The organism is Bacillus sp. MAG717A, from assembly GCF_036884855.1.
Lineage (GTDB): Bacteria > Bacillota > Bacilli > Bacillales > Bacillaceae > Bacillus > Bacillus safensis.
The window spans coordinates 2,186,913-2,207,227 of the sequence record NZ_CP145733.1 but is presented as its reverse complement, the minus strand read 5'-3'; the positions used below and the strand labels follow the sequence as shown (position 1 = coordinate 2,207,227).

Sequence of the window (20,315 nt, the reverse complement as noted above, 5' to 3'; positions counted from 1 at the left end):
AATTTGATGTAAAAAAAATGCTTCTATTATCGAAGCAAGTTAAATAAATGATCTGCTGTTTTTGTGATGACAGTGGCATCCTTCAATGTTTCTGAAATAAATAACGCTCCTTCAAGATTTGTAATAAAAAGTGATGCCACCTCATCAATCTGAATCGTATTTCGGAATTCCCCGCTCTCTACCCCTTGTTTCAGCAATAGAGAAACTTTCTTTTGTAATCCTGTAAAAAATAGACCTATTTTTTCTTTTATTTGCGTGGCCTGTGCAGGACTTTGAATATAAAGAGTAATAAATGGACAGCCGCCCTTATACTCTCTCGACTGAACTCCTTGTGATAATTGCTTTAAAAACATTTGGATACGATCTTCAACTGAAAATTGGGTCTGAGAAATTACGTCGTCTATTGCAGATTGATACATGTCAATCCAATAATCAACGACCCCTGCTAATAATTCCTCCTTATTAGAAAAGTGATAATACACATTAGACTTTGACACTTTGCTTACACGTACCAATTCATCCATACTTGTATAAGCAAACCCTTTTTCCAAAAATAATGTTGCAGCTACTTCAAGCACACGTTTTTGATTCATTAATTTAGCCTTTGTCATAATTAGAACTATACAGTACTAATTTGAATGTAGCAAGTATTTATGTTCATTTAGAAAAAAGTTTAATTCACAGGAAAATATGATGGCTTTAATGATGATGATATTGGAGGGATGGATCTGACTTCACGAACTAAATACATCTGTCGTTTCATCATAAATGTGAATAAGAGCCATTTGTTGAGGATGAATACTGTATACTTCTCCACATTCACATAAAAAAACACAACGCCATGAAGGCTTAATTAACAAGTGGTATCACTCGAAATTAAATGCCTTCAAAAAGCGTTGTGCATCAATATTCTTTATTAACCAATAGAACCTTCCATCTCGAACTTAATCAAACGGTTCATTTCAACGGCGTATTCCATTGGCAGTTCTTTTGTGAATGGCTCGATGAAGCCCATGACGATCATTTCTGTTGCTTCTTCTTCAGAAATTCCGCGGCTCATCAAGTAGAATAGCTGCTCTTCTGATACTTTCGATACTTTTGCTTCGTGCTCTAATGAAATGTTGTCGTTTAAGATTTCATTGTAAGGGATCGTATCAGATGTTGATTTGTTATCCATGATGAGTGTGTCACACTCGATGTTTGAGCGTGCACCTTCTGCTTTGCGTCCGAAGTGAACGATTCCGCGGTACGTTACTTTACCGCCTTGTTTCGAAATCGATTTCGATACGATCGTTGAAGATGTGTTTGGTGCAAGGTGAATCATTTTCGCACCTGCATCTTGGTGCTGACCTTTACCTGCAAGGGCAATACTTAATGTCATACCACGAGCGCCTTCACCTTTTAGGATGACTGCTGGGTATTTCATTGTCAGCTTAGAACCGATGTTTCCATCAATCCATTCCATTGTTGCATTCTCTTCGCATACTGTTCGTTTTGTCACAAGGTTGAAGACGTTGTTTGCCCAGTTTTGAATCGTTGTATAACGGCAGTAGCCGCCTTTTTTGACGATGATTTCAACAACCGCACTGTGAAGTGAGTTTGTTGTGTAAACTGGAGCTGTACAGCCTTCTACGTAATGCACATGTGCGCCTTCGTCAACGATGATCAGTGTACGCTCGAACTGACCCATGTTTTCAGAGTTGATACGGAAGTATGCTTGAAGTGGAGTATCTACTTTTACGCCTTTTGGTACGTAGATAAATGAACCACCAGACCATACAGCCGAGTTAAGCGCAGCAAATTTGTTGTCAGTCGGAGGAATGACTTTTGCCCAGTGCTCACGGAAGATGTCTTCATTCTCTTTTAATGCGCTGTCTGTATCTTTAAACACAATTCCTAGATCTTCAAGGTCTTGTTTCATGTTGTGATACACAACTTCAGATTCATACTGAGCAGATACACCAGCTAAATACTTTTGCTCTGCTTCTGGGATACCAAGCTTATCAAAGGTTTGTTTGATTTCTTCTGGTACTTCATCCCAAGAACGCTCAGAGCGCTCAGATGGCTTTACGTAGTACGTAATTTCATCAAAGTTTAATGCATTTAAATCTCCGCCCCATTGTGGCATCGGCATGTTGTAAAAGTGCTCAAGAGATTTCAAACGGAAGTCAAGCATCCACTGAGGCTCTTCTTTCATACGAGAAATTTCTTCAACGATCTCTTTTGTCAGTCCGCGCTCTGAACGGAAAATGGAAACGTCTTTATCAGAAAAGCCGTATTTATATTCACCAACATCTGGCATTTTTTTAGCCATCCATTTTCACTCCAATCTTATGATTTGCCGTTATCTTCGGCAGATGCGCCTTTTTCAAGCGCCTTCCAGGATAATGTTGCACATTTGATGCGGGCTGGGAACTTTGCCACTCCCTGCAGCGCTTCAATGTCACCAAGATCAATGGAATCGTCGTATTCTTTTCCTTGCATCATATCGGAGAAAATCCGAGACATTTTCAAAGCAGTTTCAATATCTTTCCCTTTAATCGCCTGCGTCATCATTGAGGCAGATGCCATCGAAATCGAGCATCCTTCTCCTTCAAATTTCGCATCGGTGACTTTTTCGTCTTCGATTTTCATCGTGAGACGAATGCGGTCACCACACGTTGGGTTGTTCATATCGACGACAATGCTGTCGTTTAACACACCTTTGTTTCTCGGATTTTTATAATGATCCATAATCACTTGTCTGTACAGTGTGTCTAAGTTTACATTAAAAGACATTCGTAAAATACTCCTTTGTCTTACGGAGCGCTGCAATGAGTAGATCAATCTCTTCTTCTGTATTATACAGGTAGAAGCTTGCTCTTGCAGTCGCTGATACACCAAGCCATTTCATGAGCGGCTGTGCACAGTGGTGTCCAGCACGAATGGCGACACCTTCCGTATCTAGAACAGTTGACGCATCATGCGGATGGACGTCGTCTAAGTTAAACGTCACAAGCCCAGCTCGGTGCTGCGGTCCATAAACAGTCGCACCGTCAAGCTCCTTAAAGCGCTCAAGCGCGTAAGTGGCAAGCTGATGCTCGTAACGGCTGACTTCCTCCATACCGATGTCATTTAAGAAGTCAATTGCTTTTCCTAGTCCAACTGCTCCAGCAATAATCGGTGTTCCCGCTTCAAATTTCCACGGCAGCTCTTTCCATGTGGAATCATACAGATCCACAAAGTCGATCATTTCACCGCCAAACTCAGCAGGCTCCATATTATTCAAAAGGTCCTTCTTCCCGTAAAGCACACCGATGCCAGTCGGTCCACACATTTTATGCCCAGAGAATGCGAAAAAGTCACAATCTAGATCCTGAACATCAATTTGCATGTGCGGAGTGCTTTGCGCACCGTCGACGACAATGATTGCCCCATGATCGTGGGCAATTTTTGCGATCTCTTTAATCGGGTTGATGGTTCCTAATACGTTTGAGACATGTGTGACAGCGACGATTTTCGTTTGATGTGTGACCGTTTGCTTCACATCTTCAAGCGATAGCGTGCCGTCTTCCTGTAACGGAATGTATTTCAATGTGGCGCCAGTTGCTTTCGCTGCTTGCTGCCAAGGGATGATATTCGCATGATGCTCCATATGCGTAATGACAATCTCATCGCCTTCTTTGAGGTTGGCTCTAGCATAGCTGATCGCCACTGTGTTTAGTGCAGTCGTTGTACCTCTAGTAAAAATAATTTCCTGGACAGATGAAGCACGGATGAATGCACGAACTTTCTCTCTCGCACCCTCGTATGCGTCCGTTGCTCTTGTGCCAAGGGTATGAACACCCCGGTGGACGTTCGAGTTGTAAGACCGGTAATACTCATTCATTGCATCAATGACCACTCTTGGTTTTTGAGAAGTCGCTGCACTGTCCAAATACACCAAATCATGTCCGTTCACTTGCTGATGAAGGATTGGAAATTGCTCACGAACGTCTTTGATATTCATTATTTTACTTTCCTTTCAATTACAGAAATCAGCTGCTTTTTAACTCCTTCGATCGGCAGTTCTTTCACAACTGGATTTAAGAAGCCGTAAATCACAAGTCTTTCTGCATCTTCTTTGGAAATTCCGCGGCTCATGAGGTAGTACAATTGAATTGGATCAACACGTCCAACAGAAGCGGCGTGCCCTGCTGTCACATCATCTTCATCAATTAATAGAATTGGGTTTGCGTCACCGCGTGCTTTCTCACTCAGCATGAGGACACGTGATTCCTGCTCTGCATTTGACTTTGTTGCGCCATGCTCAATTTTACCAATTCCGTTAAAGATAGAGGATGCTTGATCCTTCATCACACCATGCTTCAAGATATACCCTTCAGAATTTTTACCGAAGTGGATGATGCTTGTTGTGAAGTTTTCTGTTTGATTCCCTCGGCCGACAACAACTGATTTCGTATCACCGAATGTACCATCGCCCATAAGCTTTGTGATGTTTTCAGACACGACGTCTCCATCATTCATCAAGCCAAGCGCCCATTCGATTTTACTGTCACGGCCATTTGCCATACCACGTCTATTCACATAGACTGTGACACCTTCTGCAAGGTTATCTACAGCACCGTATGTGACGCGGGCGTTTGCGCCTGTGAATACTTCAGAAACGATATTGAAGATTGCTTCTTCTGGTTTTGCTGTACTGATGTAGTTTTCTACATATGTCACAGCACTATGATCGTCTGCTACAACGATGACATGGTTGAACAACGTCGTTTCGTCATTTTCATGAAGATAAACCGCTTGAATTGGTGCTTCAAGCTCTACGTTTTTCGGAACATAGAGGAAAGCTCCGCCATTGACTAAAGCAGCATGTAAAGCTGTAAGTTTATGCTCATCCATTTTCACTGCATCTGTCATGAAGTATTGTTTCACTAAATCTCCATGCTCACGGATCGCTGTATGAAGATCAGTGAAGATCACACCTTTGTCTTTTGCTTCAGCTGAAAGAGACAAATAGGCTGGCGTTTGATCACGCTGAATGTAGACTGTCTTATCTGTGTCCTCTAAATCAATAAGAGATTTCACTTCTTCTGGAAGCTCTTCTAATGATCCAAATGGTGCACTTTCGACTGTATGCTGTTTGAAATTCGTTAAATTCCATTTTGAAATATTCGTTTTGTCAGGCTTTGGCATTGGGAGGTCTTCTGCTTTTTCAAGAGCCTGTAAGCGAAGGGAGCTCATCCATGCCGGTTCCTGATGCTTCTCGGAGAAGCTTTTGACATAATCTTGATCTACTGATAATTTCGTTTCTAATGTCATCAATAATCCTCCTAACGCTTACGCTTCTTGACCAACAGTTTCGTCTTCAATTCCTAACTCTTTTTTAATCCAATCATAGCCTTCTGCTTCTAGACGCTGCGCGAGTTCTGGTCCGCCAGATTTCACGATACGACCTTGCATCATGACATGAACGTGATCTGGTGTGATGTAGTTCAGTAGACGCTGATAGTGAGTGATCATTAAGCAGCCGAAGCTTTCGCCGCGCATTTTGTTAATTCCTTTAGAAACAACTTTCAGGGCATCGATATCAAGACCAGAATCGATTTCGTCAAGGATGGCGATCTTTGGTTCAATCATCATTAATTGAAGAATTTCGTTGCGTTTTTTCTCCCCGCCTGAGAAACCTTCGTTTAGGTAGCGCTGTGCCATATCTGGATCCATTTCAAGGAACTCCATGTTTTCGTCCATTTTGCGGATGAACTTCATAAGAGAGATTTCATCGCCTTCTTCTCTGCGTGCGTTAATAGCAGAACGAAGGAAGTCAGCATTTGTGACACCACTGATTTCAGATGGGTATTGCATTGCAAGGAAAAGACCAGCTTGAGCGCGCTCATCTACTTCCATTTCAAGGACATCTTCGCCATCAAGCAAGATGCTGCCTTTTGTTACTTCATATTTAGGGTGACCCATAATTGCAGCAGATAAAGTAGATTTACCTGTTCCGTTTGGTCCCATTACTGCGTGGAATTCTCCACCTTTTATCTCGAGGTTTACACCCTTTAAGATTTCTTTCCCTTCAATCTCAACGTGCAAGTCCTTAATTGTTAATGTCGAAGCAGTCATATATCGATACCTCCAAAATAATCATTATTCTCAATTTATTCTCATTCTAATTTTATAACAAATTAAAACTGAATACAACACATTCACGATAAGCGTGAGAGGATGCTCTCAAAATTCTAACAAAAAAAGCAGGTAGATAAAAGGATTTATGTCGAAAAGACTGTTTTCATAAAGAAAGGGCGGGAAACTGTTCTCCCCGCCCCTCAGCTATTATTAGCCTCTTATATTCATTTTTGCGAGCTGTCTTTTCTCATCTCGATAGGACTGCTCTCGTTTATATTCCACTTTCATCCTTAAGTCATGGTCTCTTTCGTACTCTGCATAGCTCATGCCATGAGCTTGATGCATGGCCTTTTCCATCTCGGCGGTATAATCCAATCCCAGTGTACTATGGTCCGAACAAATAATAAACCATTCCCTTCCTTGAGTGTAGCTTTATTGTAGCAAACGTATGCGGCTTCACTCAAAAGGGATATGACGCTCTATGACGGCATATTTTCTCACACATTCGGATGAGAAGTACTCAACTCCGTGATATGGAAAAATACCGTGTTTTCCTTCTTTTAATGCGTCTGTCCTCCAAATTCATCAATACATTGCTGAACGACTGTGATTCCTTGGCTTAGTGCTGCCCCGCCGCCAAAAGCTGCTGCCACGCTGACAACCTCCAGTAAATTCTCTTCTGTCGCCCCTTGATCGAGCGCTCCCTTTGTATGATAAATCATGCAGTATTCATCCTGCGCATGAATACTGATGCCGAGGGCAATCATTTGTTTTTCCTTTTGAGTTAATGAATCGCTTTGGAAGCACTGCTCTGTAAATTCATTAAATTTCTTTCCAAACACCGGCATTTTCTTCTGGAATTCACCCATTGCGGTTTTATAATCAGTCAGTGATTGCTGCATGGATCCGCTCATATGCTGTTCATTCATTTTGATTCCATCCCTTCAGGTCATTTGTACGTTTTTATTATGAGCGAGATTTGAAAAAATACACAAAAAACCTCGCTTTGAAAGAAGCGAGGTTGAAATGTTGTTATTCAGATACAGGCAAGACTGCACCGTCATATTTTTTGTCGATGAATTCTTTGATTTTATCAGAGTGAAGAACTTCCATTAATGCCTTGATCTTATCTGATTTTTCGTCACCTTTGCGAACCGCAACGATGTTTGCATATGGGTTGTTCTTTGTTTGCTCAAGTTCGATTGAATCTTTTTTCGGATTCAATTTATTTTGGATCGCATAGTTGACGTTGATAAATACAGCATCGCCTTCACTGTTTTCATAAGCTTTGGCAGTTAATTCAGGCGCGATTTTTTTGAATTTTAGATTCTTTGGGTTTTCTTTAATGTTCTTTACTGTTGCGTTGATTGTATCAACCTTCGGATCAAGCTTGATGACACCAGCATTTTGCAGCAGGGCAAGCATACGGCCTTGTTCAGCTACATTGTTTGTCATGATGATTGTGCCGCCGTTTGGAATATCTTTTACTGATTTGTATTTCTTAGAGTAGATACCGAAAGGCTCAAGGTGAACCGCACCAGCACTCACTAGGTTATAATCTTTGTTTGATTTATTTTCTTCGTTTAAGTAAGGGATATGTTGGAAAAAGTTCGCATCCACTTCTTTTTCAGCTAACGCTTTGTTGTACATTTTATAATCGCTAAGCACTTTCACTTTTAAATCGTAGCCTTTTTCTTTTAGAAGTGGTTTTGCTTCTTCAAGAATTTCGGCATGCGGCGTTTTTGATGCGGCAACCGTAATGGTTTTGCTTTCACTTGCGTTATTAGATGAACCGCACGCAGCTAAAATACCTGCAAATGCTAGAAATAGTGCACTTAGAATCAATTTCTTCATGAATAAATCCTCCCTTAACGTTTATCAATTTTATTTGTAATCAAATCACCGATTATTTGAATAATAAAGACGATGATCAGAATAAACACAGTGGCTACAAGTGTGACATCTGTATTACCAGATTGGTACCCTTCCACATAGGCGAGGTCGCCAAGTCCGCCTGCTCCAATTGCACCTGCAATCGCAGTAGAGCCAATCAGAGCAATTGCTGTTACGGTAATACCTGAAATAAGTGCTGGCAATGATTCTGGCAGCAATACTTTGAAAATGATTGTTGACGTTTTCGCTCCCATTGATCGTGCTGCTTCAATGACTCCTTTGTCTACCTCACGCAGTGCAATTTCGACAAGACGTGCATAGAATGGAGCTGACCCTATGACAAGGGCAGGGAGTGCTGCATTTGGGCCTAGAATCGTATGCATTAAGAATTTCGTGAACCCTAGTAAAAGAATAATTAAAATGATAAAAGGAATCGATCTGAAAATGTTGACGACAGCGCCGATGACAGCATTAATCGGTTTATTTTCCCAAAGACCGCCTTTTCCTGTAAGGAAGAGCAGGAGTCCCAGGATAATCCCGATTGCAAAGGCAAATGCCAATGAAATCAGTGTCATATACACCGTTTCACCTGTTGCACTCCAGATGACGTCTAAATCAACGTTCGGAAACCATTTCTCAAACATGTGTCATCACCTCGATTTCAACCTGTTTGCTTTGGATATAGGCGATGGCTTTTTCTACCTCGGTCTCTTCTCCATTAATGTGGATAAAGAGTGTTCCAAACGCGCCTTCCTGCGTTTGAGAAATCTTTCCTTGAAGGATGTTCACATCTACATGAAAGGATCGAATGATTTCTGTGATCAGCGGCTGCTCGGCAGAATCACCGATAAAGGACAACCGTACGACCTGACCTTCTTTTACTCGCTCTAGGACGTGCTCGATTGTTTCTTTCGCTTCCTCTGGTTCCGCAAGCTGTTTTACAAATCGCTTCGTCATTTCTTCCTTCGGCTGTCGGAAGACGCGCAATACTTCGCCTTCTTCGACAATACGTCCATTTTCCATGACCGCGACGCGATGACAAATTTTGCGAATGACGTGCATTTCGTGTGTAATGAGCACAATCGTGAGCCCTAGTCGTTTATTAATATCGGCCAAAAGCTCAAGGATAGAATCGGTCGTTTGCGGATCTAGCGCAGATGTCGCTTCGTCACATAGAAGAACCTTTGGATCATTCGCTAATGCTCTCGCAATGCCGACACGCTGTTTTTGCCCGCCGCTAAGCTGAGACGGATATGCATTTTCTTTTCCTTCTAAACCGACCAATTTAATCAGTTCATTCGCACGTTCTCTCCGTTTTGATGTCGGTACCCCTGCGATCTCAAGCGGGAACATAATATTTTGTCTCACCGTTCTTGACCAAAGTAGGTTAAAGTGCTGGAAGATCATGCTGATTTCTTGTCTTGCTTTCCGAAGTTTCGCATTCGATACTTCATTGATCCGGTTGCCTGCCACTTCAACAATTCCTTCTGTTGGCAGCTCCAGACCGTTTAATAGGCGAATAAGCGAGCTTTTTCCCGCACCGCTATACCCGATAATTCCGAATATTTCACCTTTATCAATATCCAAGTTGACGTCTTTTACGGCATCAACATTTCCGCTTTTTGAATGATACGTTTTTGATACATTCTGTAAATGAATCACAGTCTGATCACCTGCTTTCTTGCTGAATCTATAGGTTGCCATCACATACGTTATTTATTCTTCCTGCTGTCATGACTCTAGCCTGACGCCAGGTCAGTAAAAAAGACCTAACTGCAACGCAAGCAGAAAGGCCTTTTATGTCAATTACGCCTTTCTCTCATCTTTCAAAGCGCTGCGGCTTTGAGTGAATTGGCACCAATTTCAGCTATGCTGACGGTTGCCGGGTTTCATAGGGCACGTCCCTCCACCTCTCTTAATAAGAGAAAATATGTTGTTTTATGTGATGTTCATGTTTTTACTAACGTAGAATATCATGCTATCTGAGATATGTCAACGCTGTAAATCGCTAATTTCCAAGTAAACAACTACGTTATCATTTTTCGAAAAAAACCGTTCGTCAGCCAAAGCACTGCCTCTAGTCTAAGGAGCGCACGGAATGACCCTTTGACTTTGACTTGTCCTCTGCTGATTAACTGCTGTAAGGACATATCTCCATCTAATAATTGTAGAATCTCTTTCCTCTCACCATAAAAGATGAGATCCGATAACTCAATTGCAGGTAGTTTCTTCACTTCACCACGTTCATCCACAATCAATGTACAAGAGTCAGTTTCCGCCTCAAATGTAATCTTCAAGGATGATGATGAGAGCAGCGGTTTTAATAGTAAACGCTGCCCTGTGTTACCATGGGCTTTCACATTTTCCACATGTATAACCTCCCTGTCATTTGGTTATACATAACATTTCTCTACAAACATCTTCTTGTCCTTTATAAATAACTCGACAAATTTTCAAATGAATTTCTTGAAATATGACAAAAAACCGCTTTATTTAGCGGTTTCAATCATTTCATGAAGATATGGAACTGAGTGAAAGGCATAACCTTTTTGCACCAATTCTCCTTTTTTAAACATTAGAAAGCAAGGAACACTCTCGATCTCAAATGCTTTTGCAAAGCCTGGTGAATAGTTTAAATTGTTTTCGTAAAATGGCACATCCGGCTGCATGGCGTCTACGACTGCCAGCATTTTCTTTGCCAGCTGGCATGTTCCGCAAAACGGTGTATATAAGTATAAAAGAAATAAATCGTCCTCTATCTCTTTGAATTCGTGTTCTTCAATCTCTTTCATATACGTCCACCCTCATAAATATTTCGAATGAACATCAATGTTTGCAGCTAATAGGATAGATGCAATGTGGGCTGACGGTGAAGCGGCCACTTCGCGGTACGTTCTGTCGACAAAAAGATGAAGTGCTTCAGGGAATTCTTTTCGAAATTGCTTCCGCAGTTTGTCGCCTGCATCGTCACTGTCTGCTAATATGTAAACGTCTTTCCCCAATAAATCGTCCACAAGCTGGTCCAGCTTCGATGTACTGATCGTGCCATTGGTGCAAATGATGGTAACAGGTTCACTTATGACTTCTTTCAGCTTTTGTTTGTCTGTTTTACCTTCTACAATGATGACCTTTTCTATCTCGACATTCATCACGATCACCCGGCCCTTTTGACGTTGATTCACTTCTTCCTTAGATTACAATCTTTCATCCAGGTTGTAAAGATTGGGCGCCTCGTCATCAAAAAGACTGCAGTTTTTGTTCACTGCAGTCTCCTCTGTGATTAGCACCAGCCATTTTCATCGTCACAGTCTACATATTTTTCTGTCCCGTGGGTCAATGTATCCGTTAGACGATAAAAACGATTTTGATCATAGGAATATCCCGATTTCAGCTCATATTGGTTTTCACTAATCATTGTGCCAATCTCTTCATTTTGATGATAAAGCACCATGCCGCTTTCTTTGAATCGTCCAGTGACATGCTCTGTTATATCCACCTGTTCTTTTTGAAAAGACAAATTGGACACCCCCCATAAAGGTAGAGTGTCCAATTTTACATGAATTAGTCTTCTTTTGTCATTTCTTCATATTGCTCAGCAGTCATTAAGTTCTCGATTTCAGATGCATCAGCTGGTTCTACAACGATCATCCATGCTTTTTCATATGGAGAGTCGTTGACGAATTCTGGGCTGTCATCTAGCTCATCGTTCACTTCGACGATTGTGCCATTGATCGGTGCATAAAGTTCAGAAACTGTTTTTACTGATTCTACACTTCCGAAAGGCTCGTCCGCTGTGATTTTGTCTCCTACTTCAGGAAGCTCAACGAACACGATATCGCCTAGCTCAGATTGAGCAAAATGCGTAATACCGATACGCACCTTATCTCCTTCTACTTTGACCCATTCATGTTCTTCTGAATAACGTAAATCTTTTGGTGTGCTCATTCAATACCCCTCCAGTCTTTTCTTACAATCTATATTGAAGATACCACAATCTGAATGAAAGTTACATCATTTCCAGACGCTTTTAAATGTATCTTCGTTAAATCCAACTGTCACTCGTTTACCGTCTGTTGTAATCGGGCGCTTGATCAGCATTCCGTTAGACGCGAGTAATTCTAGCTGCTCGTCCTCTGACATTGCAGGAAGTTGATCTTTCAGCTGCAGCTCCCGGTATTTTTGTCCGCTTGTATTAAAGAATTTCTTCAGCTCTAAACCGCTTTTTTCGTAAAGGGCTTTTAATGTTTCTTTATCAGGCGTCTCTTCGACGATATGTATGCTGTTGATGTCTTTATTGTGTGCTTCCAGCCACTTTTTTGCTTTTCGGCATGTACCGCAAGATGGGTATTCGTAAAAATCTAAAGCCACCATTTTCACCTCCTGCAAATTGTGACAACATTTTATCACAAAATATTTTAAAAACCTAAATGTATGCTTACAAAAAGGTGCGGAGTGATTTCCGCACCTTTTAAGCCGTCCTTATACGATATATTTCTCTGCTTCAAAGATTCGTTTCGCCACTTCGCGCTTTTTAGCGATGACATTGATCGGAGTAAATCTTGTCAGCTTACGAAGGGCTGACAGACTCATGCGGAGTGAATCTCCTTCCTCCATCGCAATCAAGGATTCTTTTGCATGGGCTTCAATCTTTAAGAAAGCCTCCTGCGTGAAAATTTGTGTATAAGCCAGCTTTTGAGCGTTCTTTTCTGCGCCTGATGCAGCGATTGCCTTTTCCGTACGCAGAATCGCTGATTCAGCAGCAAAAATTTCATTGACGATATCGGCTATGTTCACAAGAATTTCTTGCTCTTTGTCTAAGGATTTCCCGTATTTCATGGCTGCCATACCAGCCACCATTAAAGCGACCTTTTTCGCATGGGCGAGCAAATATTTTTCTTGATCGAGCGGCTGATCGCCTGGCTCTTCCGGCATCATCATCATCAGCTCTTCCTGTAAGGTTTGCGCTTTTTGAAGCAGCGGAAGCTCTCCCTTCATCGCTTTCTTCAAGAATGTACCTGGTACAAGCAAACGGTTGATTTCGTTTGTCCCTTCAAAGATCCGGTTAATTCGTGAGTCGCGATAGGCTCTTTCGACCTCGTATTCTTGCATGAATCCATATCCGCCGTGAATCTGCACGCCTTCATCCACAATATAATCTAAGGTTTCAGAGCCAAGGACTTTACAGAGAGAGCATTCAATCGCATATTCCGCAATGGATTGAGCAATTTGTTTGCCGTCTTTTTGCTCTTCGTCACTTAATAGACCCATCCGCTGTTCAAATAATCCAACCGTACGGTAAACAGCACTTTCCATCGCATAGAGCTTTGCTGACATATTGGCTGCTTTTTCACCAATTAAGCTGAATTGAGAAATTGGTGTTTTGAACTGCTTACGCTGGTTCGCATATTCTGCCGACAATTGAATGACGCGCTTTGATGCACCGATTGTGCCGACTGCCAGCTTATAGCGTCCAATATTTAAAATGTTAAAGGCAATCACATGTCCTCTGCCGGCTTCACCGAGCAAATTCTCCTTCGGCACTTGGGCATCTTCAAGAATTAATGTTCTTGTCGATGATCCTTTAATACCCATCTTTTTCTCTTCAGGTCCCGTTTTGACACCTGGAAAATCCTTTTCGACAATAAAAGCAGAGAAGTGTTCACCATCGATCTTCGCATATACAACAAAGACATCAGCAAATGCGGAGTTTGTGATCCACTGCTTTTCTCCATTGAGGACATAATGGGTACCCGCTTCATTTAGAACTGCCGTTGTTTTTGCTCCAAGGGCGTCAGAGCCTGATCCTGGCTCAGTGAGTGCGTATGCCGCAATGATTTCACCAGAGGCGAGTCCTGGCAGGTACGTTTCCTTTTGCGCTTGATTTCCGAAGAGCACGATTGGCAGAGAACCAATACCGACATGAGCGCCATAGGAAAGTGAGAAGCTTCCTGCTCTAGCGAATTTTTCAGTAATGATGGCTGAACTGATTTTATCCAATCCAAGCCCGCCGAATTCTTCAGGTACATCGGCTCCTAAAAGTCCAAGCTCACCAGCCTTTTTGAGAAGCCTGACTGAATGCTCGAACTCATGATTTTCAATTTGATCTATATGCGGAACCACATCTTGTAAAATATAATCCTCTGTTGTCTTTCCAATCATTTGATGTTCATCAGAGAAATCCTCCGGTGTAAAGATATGCTCATAATTCGTCTCATCAATTAAAAAGCTTCCACCCTTTTTTACATCTTCCAATGCTTTCATCCTGATTTCCCCCTTTAGATCAATTCAAAAATTCCTGCTGCTCCCATGCCCCCGCCGATACACATTGTGACAATACCAAATTGCTCGTTTCGCCGTTTCATTTCATGAATCAGTGACAGCGTTAGTTTTGTTCCTGTACAGCCGAGCGGATGTCCGAGCGCAATTGCCCCGCCGTTGACATTCACTTTTTCTTCATCAATCCCTAAATGGCGAATGACTTGAATTGCCTGAGAGGCAAACGCTTCGTTTAATTCAAACAGTCCAATATCCTTCAGCTCAAGTCCAGCGATTTTCAGCGCACGCGGAATGGCTTCAACCGGACCGATCCCCATCACCTCGGGCGGTACACCGCCAACAGCAAATGCTCTGAATTTAGCGAGCGGCTGAAGAGAAAGTGAGGATGCTTTCTCGCGGTCCATCATCATCACACACGCAGCCCCGTCACTTGTTTGAGACGAGTTCCCTGCGGTCACCGTACCTTTTGTCGAAAAGGCTGGACGCAAAGTGGAAAGAATCTCCTCCGTTGTACCTGCTCTCACACCTTCATCCTGTGAGAATGTGAATTGATGCTCTTCTAATTGATATTGCTCTCCTACCCGTCGCTCTGTTACATCAACGGGCACAATTTCATCTGAAAACTTCCCTTCTTGAAGTGCCTTTGCTGCCTTTTGATGACTCCTCACCGCAAAGGCGTCCTGATCTTGACGTGTGACCTGATACTTTTGCGCCACTTGCTCTGCCGTGTGCCCCATGCTCATGTAGTATTCAGGTGCTTGCTCTGCCAAGAGAGCATTCGGCCGAATGGAATGCCCCATCATCGGCACCTGCGACATTGATTCGACTCCTCCGGCTAAAATCGTCTCTGCCTGCCCGAGCATAATACGTTCACCCGCATAAGCGATAGACTGAAGACCAGACGAGCAGTAGCGGTTTATGGTGATGGCAGGTACCGTATAAGGCAGTCCCGCTAGTGCTCCAATATTTCGTGCTACATTTAACCCCTGCTCTGCTTCTGGCGTTGCACAGCCAATGATCAAATCATCTATTTGACCGTCGTATTCACCGGCACGCTTTAACGTTTCTTTTACACATAATGCGCCCATATCATCAGGCCGGACATGTTTTAACGATCCCTTTTTCGCCTTCCCTACTGGTGTTCTTGCGCCAGCGACAATGACTGCTTCTCTCATTTTGACTCCCCCTTAGTTACGTAAAGGTTTTCCTTTGACGAGCATGTGCTGCATACGTGCCTGTGATTTCACTTCTCCTACAAGACTTAAAAAGGCTTCTCTTTCAAGCTCTAATAAGTATTGCTCCTCTACCTCTGTTCCAAATGGCAGTTTCCCGCCGGAAATGACATGAGCTAATTTTTTTACGATGGTCATGTCATGCTCTGAAATGTATCCAGACAGTCTCATATTTTCAGCAGCCAAAATCATCGCTGCATAGCCTGTTTCTCCCATGACCGGCACCTTTTGCTTGAGCGGCGCACGATAACCGGCTTCATCAAGAGAGAGCACCAGTTGTTTTGCATCATAGATCAGGTGATCCCCGTTCATACTAATCCGGTCGCTCACGCGAAGCATGTTCATATCCCGCGCTTCCTCAGCTGAAGTTGATACTTTTGCCATTGCAATTGTTTCAAATGTTTTCAGCGTTGCATCCTGTATAGCGGTCTGCGACGGCTTCGCTGATCCTTGCAGGTGACGAAGATATAACTCTTTATTTCCGCCGCCTCCTGGAATCAGTCCAACTCCCGCTTCCACAAGTCCCATGTAAGTTTCGCTGGACGCCTGGATAGCCGCCGCCGGAAGGCAAACCTCCGTTCCGCCTCCTAATGTCATGCCAAACGGTGCGGCTACAACAGGGCGGTCGCTATATTTCACCTTCATCATCGCCTGCTGGAAGCGCCTGATCACAAAGTCAATTTCAAAAAAATTGTCGTCCTGTGCTTCCATTAAAATCAAGGCAAGGTTTGCGCCAACACAGAAGTTCTTCCCTTGGTTTCCGATGACAAGCCCTTTGTAATTCTTTTCCGTCTCATCAACAGCGCGATTGATCATATCAATGACATCTAGTCCAATGGCATTGCTTTTAGAGTGAAATTCAAGCAAGGCGACATCATCACCAATATCAATCAGGCTCGCACCAGAATTTTTGAAGATGACGTCCTGTTTCTTTTTCAATCTAGCTAAAGAAATATGTTTGTCGTTCCCTTTTTCCTGTACGTAAGCCCCTTCCTGATAAAACGCACGCTCTCCATCAGCATTCTCTTGATAGAATGTGTCGTGTCCTTTTGACAGCATGTCTTGCACCCATGATGGGATGCTGTGGCCTTCTGCTTCCATGCGCTCGGCGGCTTTTTTGACACCTATTGCATCCCACAGCTCAAATGGGCCATGCTGCCAGCCAAATCCCCATTTCATTGCGTTATCGATAGACTGAATATCATCCGCAATTTCACCTTTTAGACGAGCTGAATATAGAAGTACTGGCGCTGTCATATTCCAAAGCAATTGCCCTGCACGGCCATCCTGATAAATAAGCGCTTTCAACTTTGCTTTTGCACCCTTTTGCTGTTTCGCCATCTCAATGCCTGGATCTTTTAGCTTTGTGCGCTCTCCATATGTGAGCGTCACTGGATCAAGCTCTAAAATGACCTTCCCATTTTTTTGATAAAATCCTTGTCCTGCCTTGCTGCCAATCCATCCTTTTTCGAGCATTCTTTCAATAAACTCAGGCAGCTGGAAAATCTCTTTTTCCTTTCCTTCTACCTGTTCATATACGTTTCGTGCCACATGAGAAAACGTGTCAAGTCCCACTACATCAAGTGTACGGAAGGTCGCACTTTTCGGTCTTCCAATGAGGGGTCCTGTGACAGAATCCACTTCTCCGATGGTGTATTTGTTCTCAAGCATTTCACGCACTGTGACAAGAAGCCCATAAGTGCCAATGCGGTTTGCAATAAAGTTCGGTGTGTCTTTTGCTTCAACCACACCTTTGCCGAGTACATCCTCGCCAAACGTTTTCATAAATGACAGTACTTCTGGATCTGTTTCCTGAATAGGAATGATTTCTAAGAGCTTTAAATAACGAGCTGGGTTAAAAAAATGTGTGCCTAAAAAGTGGCGTTTAAAATCATCTGATCGGCCTTCTGCCATTTTTTCAACCGAAATACCAGATGTATTGCTTGAAACGATGCTTCCTTCTTTGCGGTGTTCGTCGATGAGAGAAAATACGTGTTGTTTGATGCTGAGCTTTTCAGTGACGACTTCAATGATCCAGTCCGCATCGTGTAATAAGGAAAGGTGGTCTGTGAGATTTCCCGGTGTGATGTATGATAGGTTTTTTGCTGAAGTAAGAGGTGCTGGCTTTTGCTTTAACAATTTTTTCATCGCTTCTTGACTTAATCGATTCCGAACACTAGGGTGATCAAGCGTTCGCTTTTTCGCCGTTTCTTCTTTTGTCAGTTCATTTGGCACAATATCTAGCAGTGTTACTGGTATCCCGATATTGGCTAGATGCGCAGCAATGCCTGAGCCCATGACACCTGAACCAATGACAGCCGCCTTGCGAATATGTTTGCCCATAAATATCCCCCTAAATATTTTGAATGAACAGTCATTCATTTTTTGTCCAAAAAAAAGCAATGCCTCTTTCTTTATCTTAAAAGATTTTCCGAAACAGTTCAATAGCGGATTTCAAAAATTTACACATTCTCATGTGCCTTATTTTGCGGCGTATGAATTAAAGATCAGAGGGAATTGTAAGAATGGAGGTGATGTCCACATGTCTCGTTTGAAGAAAAACCCATCGAAAGCAGGCGTAAGTGCTGCAAGTGTAAAAGGAAACGCAGGTCCATCACAGGAAGCAGACCTAGGCGGGAAAAAAACCAGTCAAAATCAGCAATATAAAAAGAATCAGTAAGGAAACAAAATCGTAAGGAGGAACACAAGTTGAACAATCAGCCAATGAATATGCCCCCAGAAGTCATTTCAGTGAAGGATTCCTTGTACTTAGAGGATATGCTCAACTGGAACTTGATCGCCATGAAAAAGGCTCATTTTATGGCCGAGCATTGCCAGGACCAAACATTGAAACAAGAATTAAATCAAGTTGGCCAAATGCATCATCAGCATTATACACAAATTCTTCAGCATTTAGGCAGCTCAGGGCAAGGCCAGTCTACTGGCTTTATGCAATAGGAGGAAAAAACATGGAACAGCAAAACCAACAAAAAATCGGGAATCCACAAACTCCGGTTCCCACAACAACAAACATGAACGATCGTGATTTCGTTACAGATCTGTTGTCGACTGAAAAATATATGACAAACGGATACAACACAGCGCTCAATGAATTCAGTCATGAATCTCTTTACCAGGATATTCAGCGAATTGCGCTCGAAACACAGAAAACACAAAGACATTTATATGATGTCATGTTCCGATATGGCTGGTATTCTGTTGAAGCGGCTGATCAGCAAAAGCTCCAGCAGGCACACCAGAAATTCCAGCAAACACTGACAGATCAATCTCCGTACGGATCATCACAAATGTCATAAGAAAAAAACTGCCAGTCTGATGCTGGCAGTCAATTGTTGATAAAGGGCTAAAATGATTTTTATTTTAGCCCTTTGTCTTCTTTTCAGCGTGATAGAAAACCTTTGCAGTCTAGGAAGGACGAGCACTGGCGCGGAGCGAATTGAACATTCGTGAGCACCAGCGCACAGGACTGACAAAGAATGCGAGGGTTTGTCTACACGCTGCTGGCAGTTTTTTAACGGTCTTTATTGGCGCGATGAGCTTCGTTCAACTGTTTGATTCGTTGAATCGTGTGTTTGATTTCTTCTTTTGCTTCTGGATACGTTTCATTGAAATGCTTTGCTAGCGGCGGCATGCTTTTGGCAATATGAGAGTAGATCACCCATTGTTTCACATCTTGTTTCAGCTCGTCTGTTGATTCACCGAGCAGCAGCTCTGTATATTTATCAAGCAAGCCTTCCAGCTTTTCATCTAATTCTTTTCCCATTGACGTTCCGCTCCTTTTTCAGAAAAAAGCCTGACTCTGTGAGATACAGATGTCAGGCTTTTGACATACGATTTATCTTGCAGCAAGAAATGTTTCAGCTTGCGCTTGCTGCACAATACAGCGTCCTCTACCGTGCGGAATACATAATGGTGTTCCGAATAGAGGATCTGTTGTCACTTGGCAATTCATATCAAAAACATTTTTCACGAGATCACAATTAATCACTGTTTCTGGTCTGCCTTCTGCATAGATTGACTTGTCTTTAATCGCCACAAGATGATGAGCATATCTGCATGCGAGATTGAGATCATGAAGAACCATCACAATCGTGCGCTGCTCTTTCTCATTTAAATCAAACAGAAGATCCAAAATTTCGATTTGATGCGTCATGTCTAAATATGTCGTCGGCTCATCTAACAAAATAATATCGGTCTCTTGGGCCAGCGTCATCGCAATCCATGCACGCTGCCTTTGTCCACCTGATAATGAATCAACGGTCCGATCAGCAAGGTCTTCCATCTTTGTTGACTTCAATGCGCGATTCACTGCTTCTTCATCTTGCTTCGACCACTGCTTCAGCCAATTTTGATAAGGATATCTGCCTTGCTTCACTAGCTGATGCACGGTTAATCCTTCTGGCGCTTCTGGTCCTTGTGGAAGAATAGCGAGCTGTTTCGCTACTTCTTTTGTTGGTAATTTTGCAATGGAATGACCTTCAAGCAGGACAGAACCACCCATTGGCTTCATGAGACGGGCCAAAGAGCGAAGTAGCGTGGATTTACCGCATCCATTACTGCCAATAAATACTGTGATTTCACCCTTAGGGATTGATACATTTAGTTCATCGATGATCATTGTTTCTCCGTAGCCTAAGCTTAAACCTTCAGTAGAAATGGCACTCATTCCGCTCAAACGCTCCTTTTCTCATCCAAATTTTTATAGTAAATATCGTCTATGTACAGACGTAAAAGATCACTTATCTCAATTTAGTGTATCAGATTTAAGTGATCTTGAAAATCATT

The 20,315-nt window shown here is 42.6% G+C and carries 25 protein-coding genes and 1 riboswitch; of the genes, 3 read left to right on the top strand and 22 right to left on the bottom strand.

Translation table 11 applies throughout. The features are described from left to right. Window positions 1-26 precede the first annotated feature (26 nt). From V6Z54_RS11210 to V6Z54_RS11115, 20 genes are all read right to left on the bottom strand, one after another. Complete coding sequence (locus V6Z54_RS11210) at window positions 27-593, bottom strand: TetR/AcrR family transcriptional regulator (protein ID WP_338527328.1); 567 nt, start codon at window positions 591-593, stop codon at window positions 27-29. A gap of 323 nt (window positions 594-916) precedes the next feature. Next, window positions 917-2,314, bottom strand: coding sequence for a Fe-S cluster assembly protein SufB (gene sufB, locus V6Z54_RS11205; protein WP_007500362.1), 1,398 nt, complete (start codon window positions 2,312-2,314; stop codon window positions 917-919). Window positions 2,315-2,331: 17 nt separating this feature from the next. Next, window positions 2,332-2,778, bottom strand: coding sequence for a Fe-S cluster assembly sulfur transfer protein SufU (gene sufU / locus V6Z54_RS11200; RefSeq protein WP_039181277.1), 447 nt, complete (start codon window positions 2,776-2,778; stop codon window positions 2,332-2,334). Continuing rightward, window positions 2,768-3,988 carry a cysteine desulfurase gene (locus V6Z54_RS11195; RefSeq protein WP_075611888.1) on the bottom strand — a complete coding sequence of 407 codons (1,221 nt, stop codon included), beginning with the start codon at window positions 3,986-3,988 and terminating at the stop codon, window positions 2,768-2,770. Before V6Z54_RS11195 ends, sufU begins: the two co-directional genes overlap by 11 nt. Beyond that, window positions 3,988-5,301 (bottom strand): Fe-S cluster assembly protein SufD, encoded by a 1,314-nt coding sequence (gene sufD / locus V6Z54_RS11190; RefSeq protein WP_338527327.1) that lies wholly within the window; start codon window positions 5,299-5,301, stop codon window positions 3,988-3,990. Before sufD ends, V6Z54_RS11195 begins: the two co-directional genes overlap by 1 nt. A gap of 18 nt (window positions 5,302-5,319) precedes the next feature. Beyond that, entirely contained in the window at window positions 5,320-6,105 is a 786-nt protein-coding gene (sufC, locus tag V6Z54_RS11185; RefSeq protein ID WP_007500355.1) for a Fe-S cluster assembly ATPase SufC, read from the bottom strand. A gap of 213 nt (window positions 6,106-6,318) precedes the next feature. After that, on the bottom strand, window positions 6,319-6,453 hold the full coding sequence (locus V6Z54_RS11180; RefSeq protein WP_254965641.1) for a hypothetical protein: 135 nt from the start codon (window positions 6,451-6,453) through the stop codon (window positions 6,319-6,321). 215 nt (window positions 6,454-6,668) lie between these two features. Beyond that, window positions 6,669-7,037 carry a carboxymuconolactone decarboxylase family protein gene (locus V6Z54_RS11175; protein ID WP_003212803.1) on the bottom strand — a complete coding sequence of 123 codons (369 nt, stop codon included), beginning with the start codon at window positions 7,035-7,037 and terminating at the stop codon, window positions 6,669-6,671. Between the two features lie 103 nt (window positions 7,038-7,140). After that, window positions 7,141-7,962 (bottom strand): methionine ABC transporter substrate-binding lipoprotein MetQ, encoded by an 822-nt coding sequence (gene metQ, locus V6Z54_RS11170; protein WP_024423400.1) that lies wholly within the window; start codon window positions 7,960-7,962, stop codon window positions 7,141-7,143. 14 nt (window positions 7,963-7,976) lie between these two features. Then, window positions 7,977-8,645: a methionine ABC transporter permease gene (locus tag V6Z54_RS11165; protein ID WP_024423401.1), complete on the bottom strand. Its 669-nt coding sequence runs from the start codon at window positions 8,643-8,645 to the stop codon at window positions 7,977-7,979. Further along, on the bottom strand, window positions 8,638-9,663 hold the full coding sequence (locus V6Z54_RS11160) for a methionine ABC transporter ATP-binding protein (RefSeq protein WP_058838173.1): 1,026 nt from the start codon (window positions 9,661-9,663) through the stop codon (window positions 8,638-8,640). Before V6Z54_RS11160 ends, V6Z54_RS11165 begins: the two co-directional genes overlap by 8 nt. Window positions 9,664-9,817: 154 nt before the next feature. After that, a riboswitch (SAM riboswitch) is annotated at window positions 9,818-9,926 on the bottom strand. A 102-nt stretch (window positions 9,927-10,028) separates the two neighbouring features. Beyond that, complete coding sequence (locus V6Z54_RS11155) at window positions 10,029-10,370, bottom strand: SCP2 sterol-binding domain-containing protein (RefSeq protein ID WP_024423403.1); 342 nt, start codon at window positions 10,368-10,370, stop codon at window positions 10,029-10,031. Window positions 10,371-10,490: 120 nt separating this feature from the next. Continuing rightward, on the bottom strand, window positions 10,491-10,793 hold the full coding sequence (locus tag V6Z54_RS11150; RefSeq protein ID WP_041088351.1) for a thioredoxin family protein: 303 nt from the start codon (window positions 10,791-10,793) through the stop codon (window positions 10,491-10,493). A gap of 12 nt (window positions 10,794-10,805) precedes the next feature. Further along, window positions 10,806-11,150 carry a toprim domain-containing protein gene (locus V6Z54_RS11145; protein WP_034281437.1) on the bottom strand — a complete coding sequence of 115 codons (345 nt, stop codon included), beginning with the start codon at window positions 11,148-11,150 and terminating at the stop codon, window positions 10,806-10,808. Window positions 11,151-11,281: 131 nt separating this feature from the next. Further along, complete coding sequence (locus V6Z54_RS11140; RefSeq protein WP_041088349.1) at window positions 11,282-11,518, bottom strand: YusG family protein; 237 nt, start codon at window positions 11,516-11,518, stop codon at window positions 11,282-11,284. Between the two features lie 44 nt (window positions 11,519-11,562). After that, window positions 11,563-11,946 (bottom strand): glycine cleavage system protein GcvH, encoded by a 384-nt coding sequence (gcvH, locus tag V6Z54_RS11135; RefSeq protein WP_008347039.1) that lies wholly within the window; start codon window positions 11,944-11,946, stop codon window positions 11,563-11,565. A 66-nt stretch (window positions 11,947-12,012) separates the two neighbouring features. Further along, the gene (locus V6Z54_RS11130; protein WP_024423406.1) at window positions 12,013-12,369 is read right to left on the bottom strand and encodes an arsenate reductase family protein; all 357 of its coding nucleotides are present in this window, start codon (window positions 12,367-12,369) and stop codon (window positions 12,013-12,015) included. Between the two features lie 111 nt (window positions 12,370-12,480). Then, window positions 12,481-14,262 carry an acyl-CoA dehydrogenase family protein gene (locus V6Z54_RS11125; protein ID WP_338527326.1) on the bottom strand — a complete coding sequence of 594 codons (1,782 nt, stop codon included), beginning with the start codon at window positions 14,260-14,262 and terminating at the stop codon, window positions 12,481-12,483. Window positions 14,263-14,276: 14 nt separating this feature from the next. Then, a complete protein-coding gene (locus tag V6Z54_RS11120) occupies window positions 14,277-15,452 on the bottom strand; it encodes an acetyl-CoA C-acetyltransferase (RefSeq protein ID WP_041088345.1) in 1,176 nt (391 codons plus the stop codon). Between the two features lie 12 nt (window positions 15,453-15,464). Beyond that, window positions 15,465-17,852: a 3-hydroxyacyl-CoA dehydrogenase NAD-binding domain-containing protein gene (locus V6Z54_RS11115; RefSeq protein WP_338527325.1), complete on the bottom strand. Its 2,388-nt coding sequence runs from the start codon at window positions 17,850-17,852 to the stop codon at window positions 15,465-15,467. Between the two features lie 199 nt (window positions 17,853-18,051). Between V6Z54_RS11115 and V6Z54_RS11110 the strand changes: the two genes are divergently transcribed. Genes V6Z54_RS11110 through V6Z54_RS11100 form a run of 3 tightly spaced genes read left to right on the top strand, consistent with a single transcriptional unit; the run spans window position 18,052 to window position 18,826 of the window. After that, window positions 18,052-18,189 carry a YuzL family protein gene (locus V6Z54_RS11110; RefSeq protein ID WP_003212904.1) on the top strand — a complete coding sequence of 46 codons (138 nt, stop codon included), beginning with the start codon at window positions 18,052-18,054 and terminating at the stop codon, window positions 18,187-18,189. Between the two features lie 44 nt (window positions 18,190-18,233). Then, window positions 18,234-18,467: a hypothetical protein gene (locus tag V6Z54_RS11105; protein WP_224426662.1), complete on the top strand. Its 234-nt coding sequence runs from the start codon at window positions 18,234-18,236 to the stop codon at window positions 18,465-18,467. An 11-nt stretch (window positions 18,468-18,478) separates the two neighbouring features. After that, the gene (locus V6Z54_RS11100; RefSeq protein ID WP_041088340.1) at window positions 18,479-18,826 is read left to right on the top strand and encodes a spore coat protein; all 348 of its coding nucleotides are present in this window, start codon (window positions 18,479-18,481) and stop codon (window positions 18,824-18,826) included. 215 nt (window positions 18,827-19,041) lie between these two features. Here the strand turns inward: V6Z54_RS11100 and V6Z54_RS11095 are convergent, their stop codons facing one another. Together V6Z54_RS11095 and V6Z54_RS11090 are read right to left on the bottom strand one after the other, a co-directional pair. Next, entirely contained in the window at window positions 19,042-19,293 is a 252-nt protein-coding gene (locus V6Z54_RS11095) for a YusU family protein (RefSeq protein WP_041088338.1), read from the bottom strand. Window positions 19,294-19,365: 72 nt separating this feature from the next. Beyond that, window positions 19,366-20,196, bottom strand: coding sequence for an ABC transporter ATP-binding protein (locus V6Z54_RS11090; protein WP_008347057.1), 831 nt, complete (start codon window positions 20,194-20,196; stop codon window positions 19,366-19,368). Window positions 20,197-20,315 lie beyond the last annotated feature (119 nt).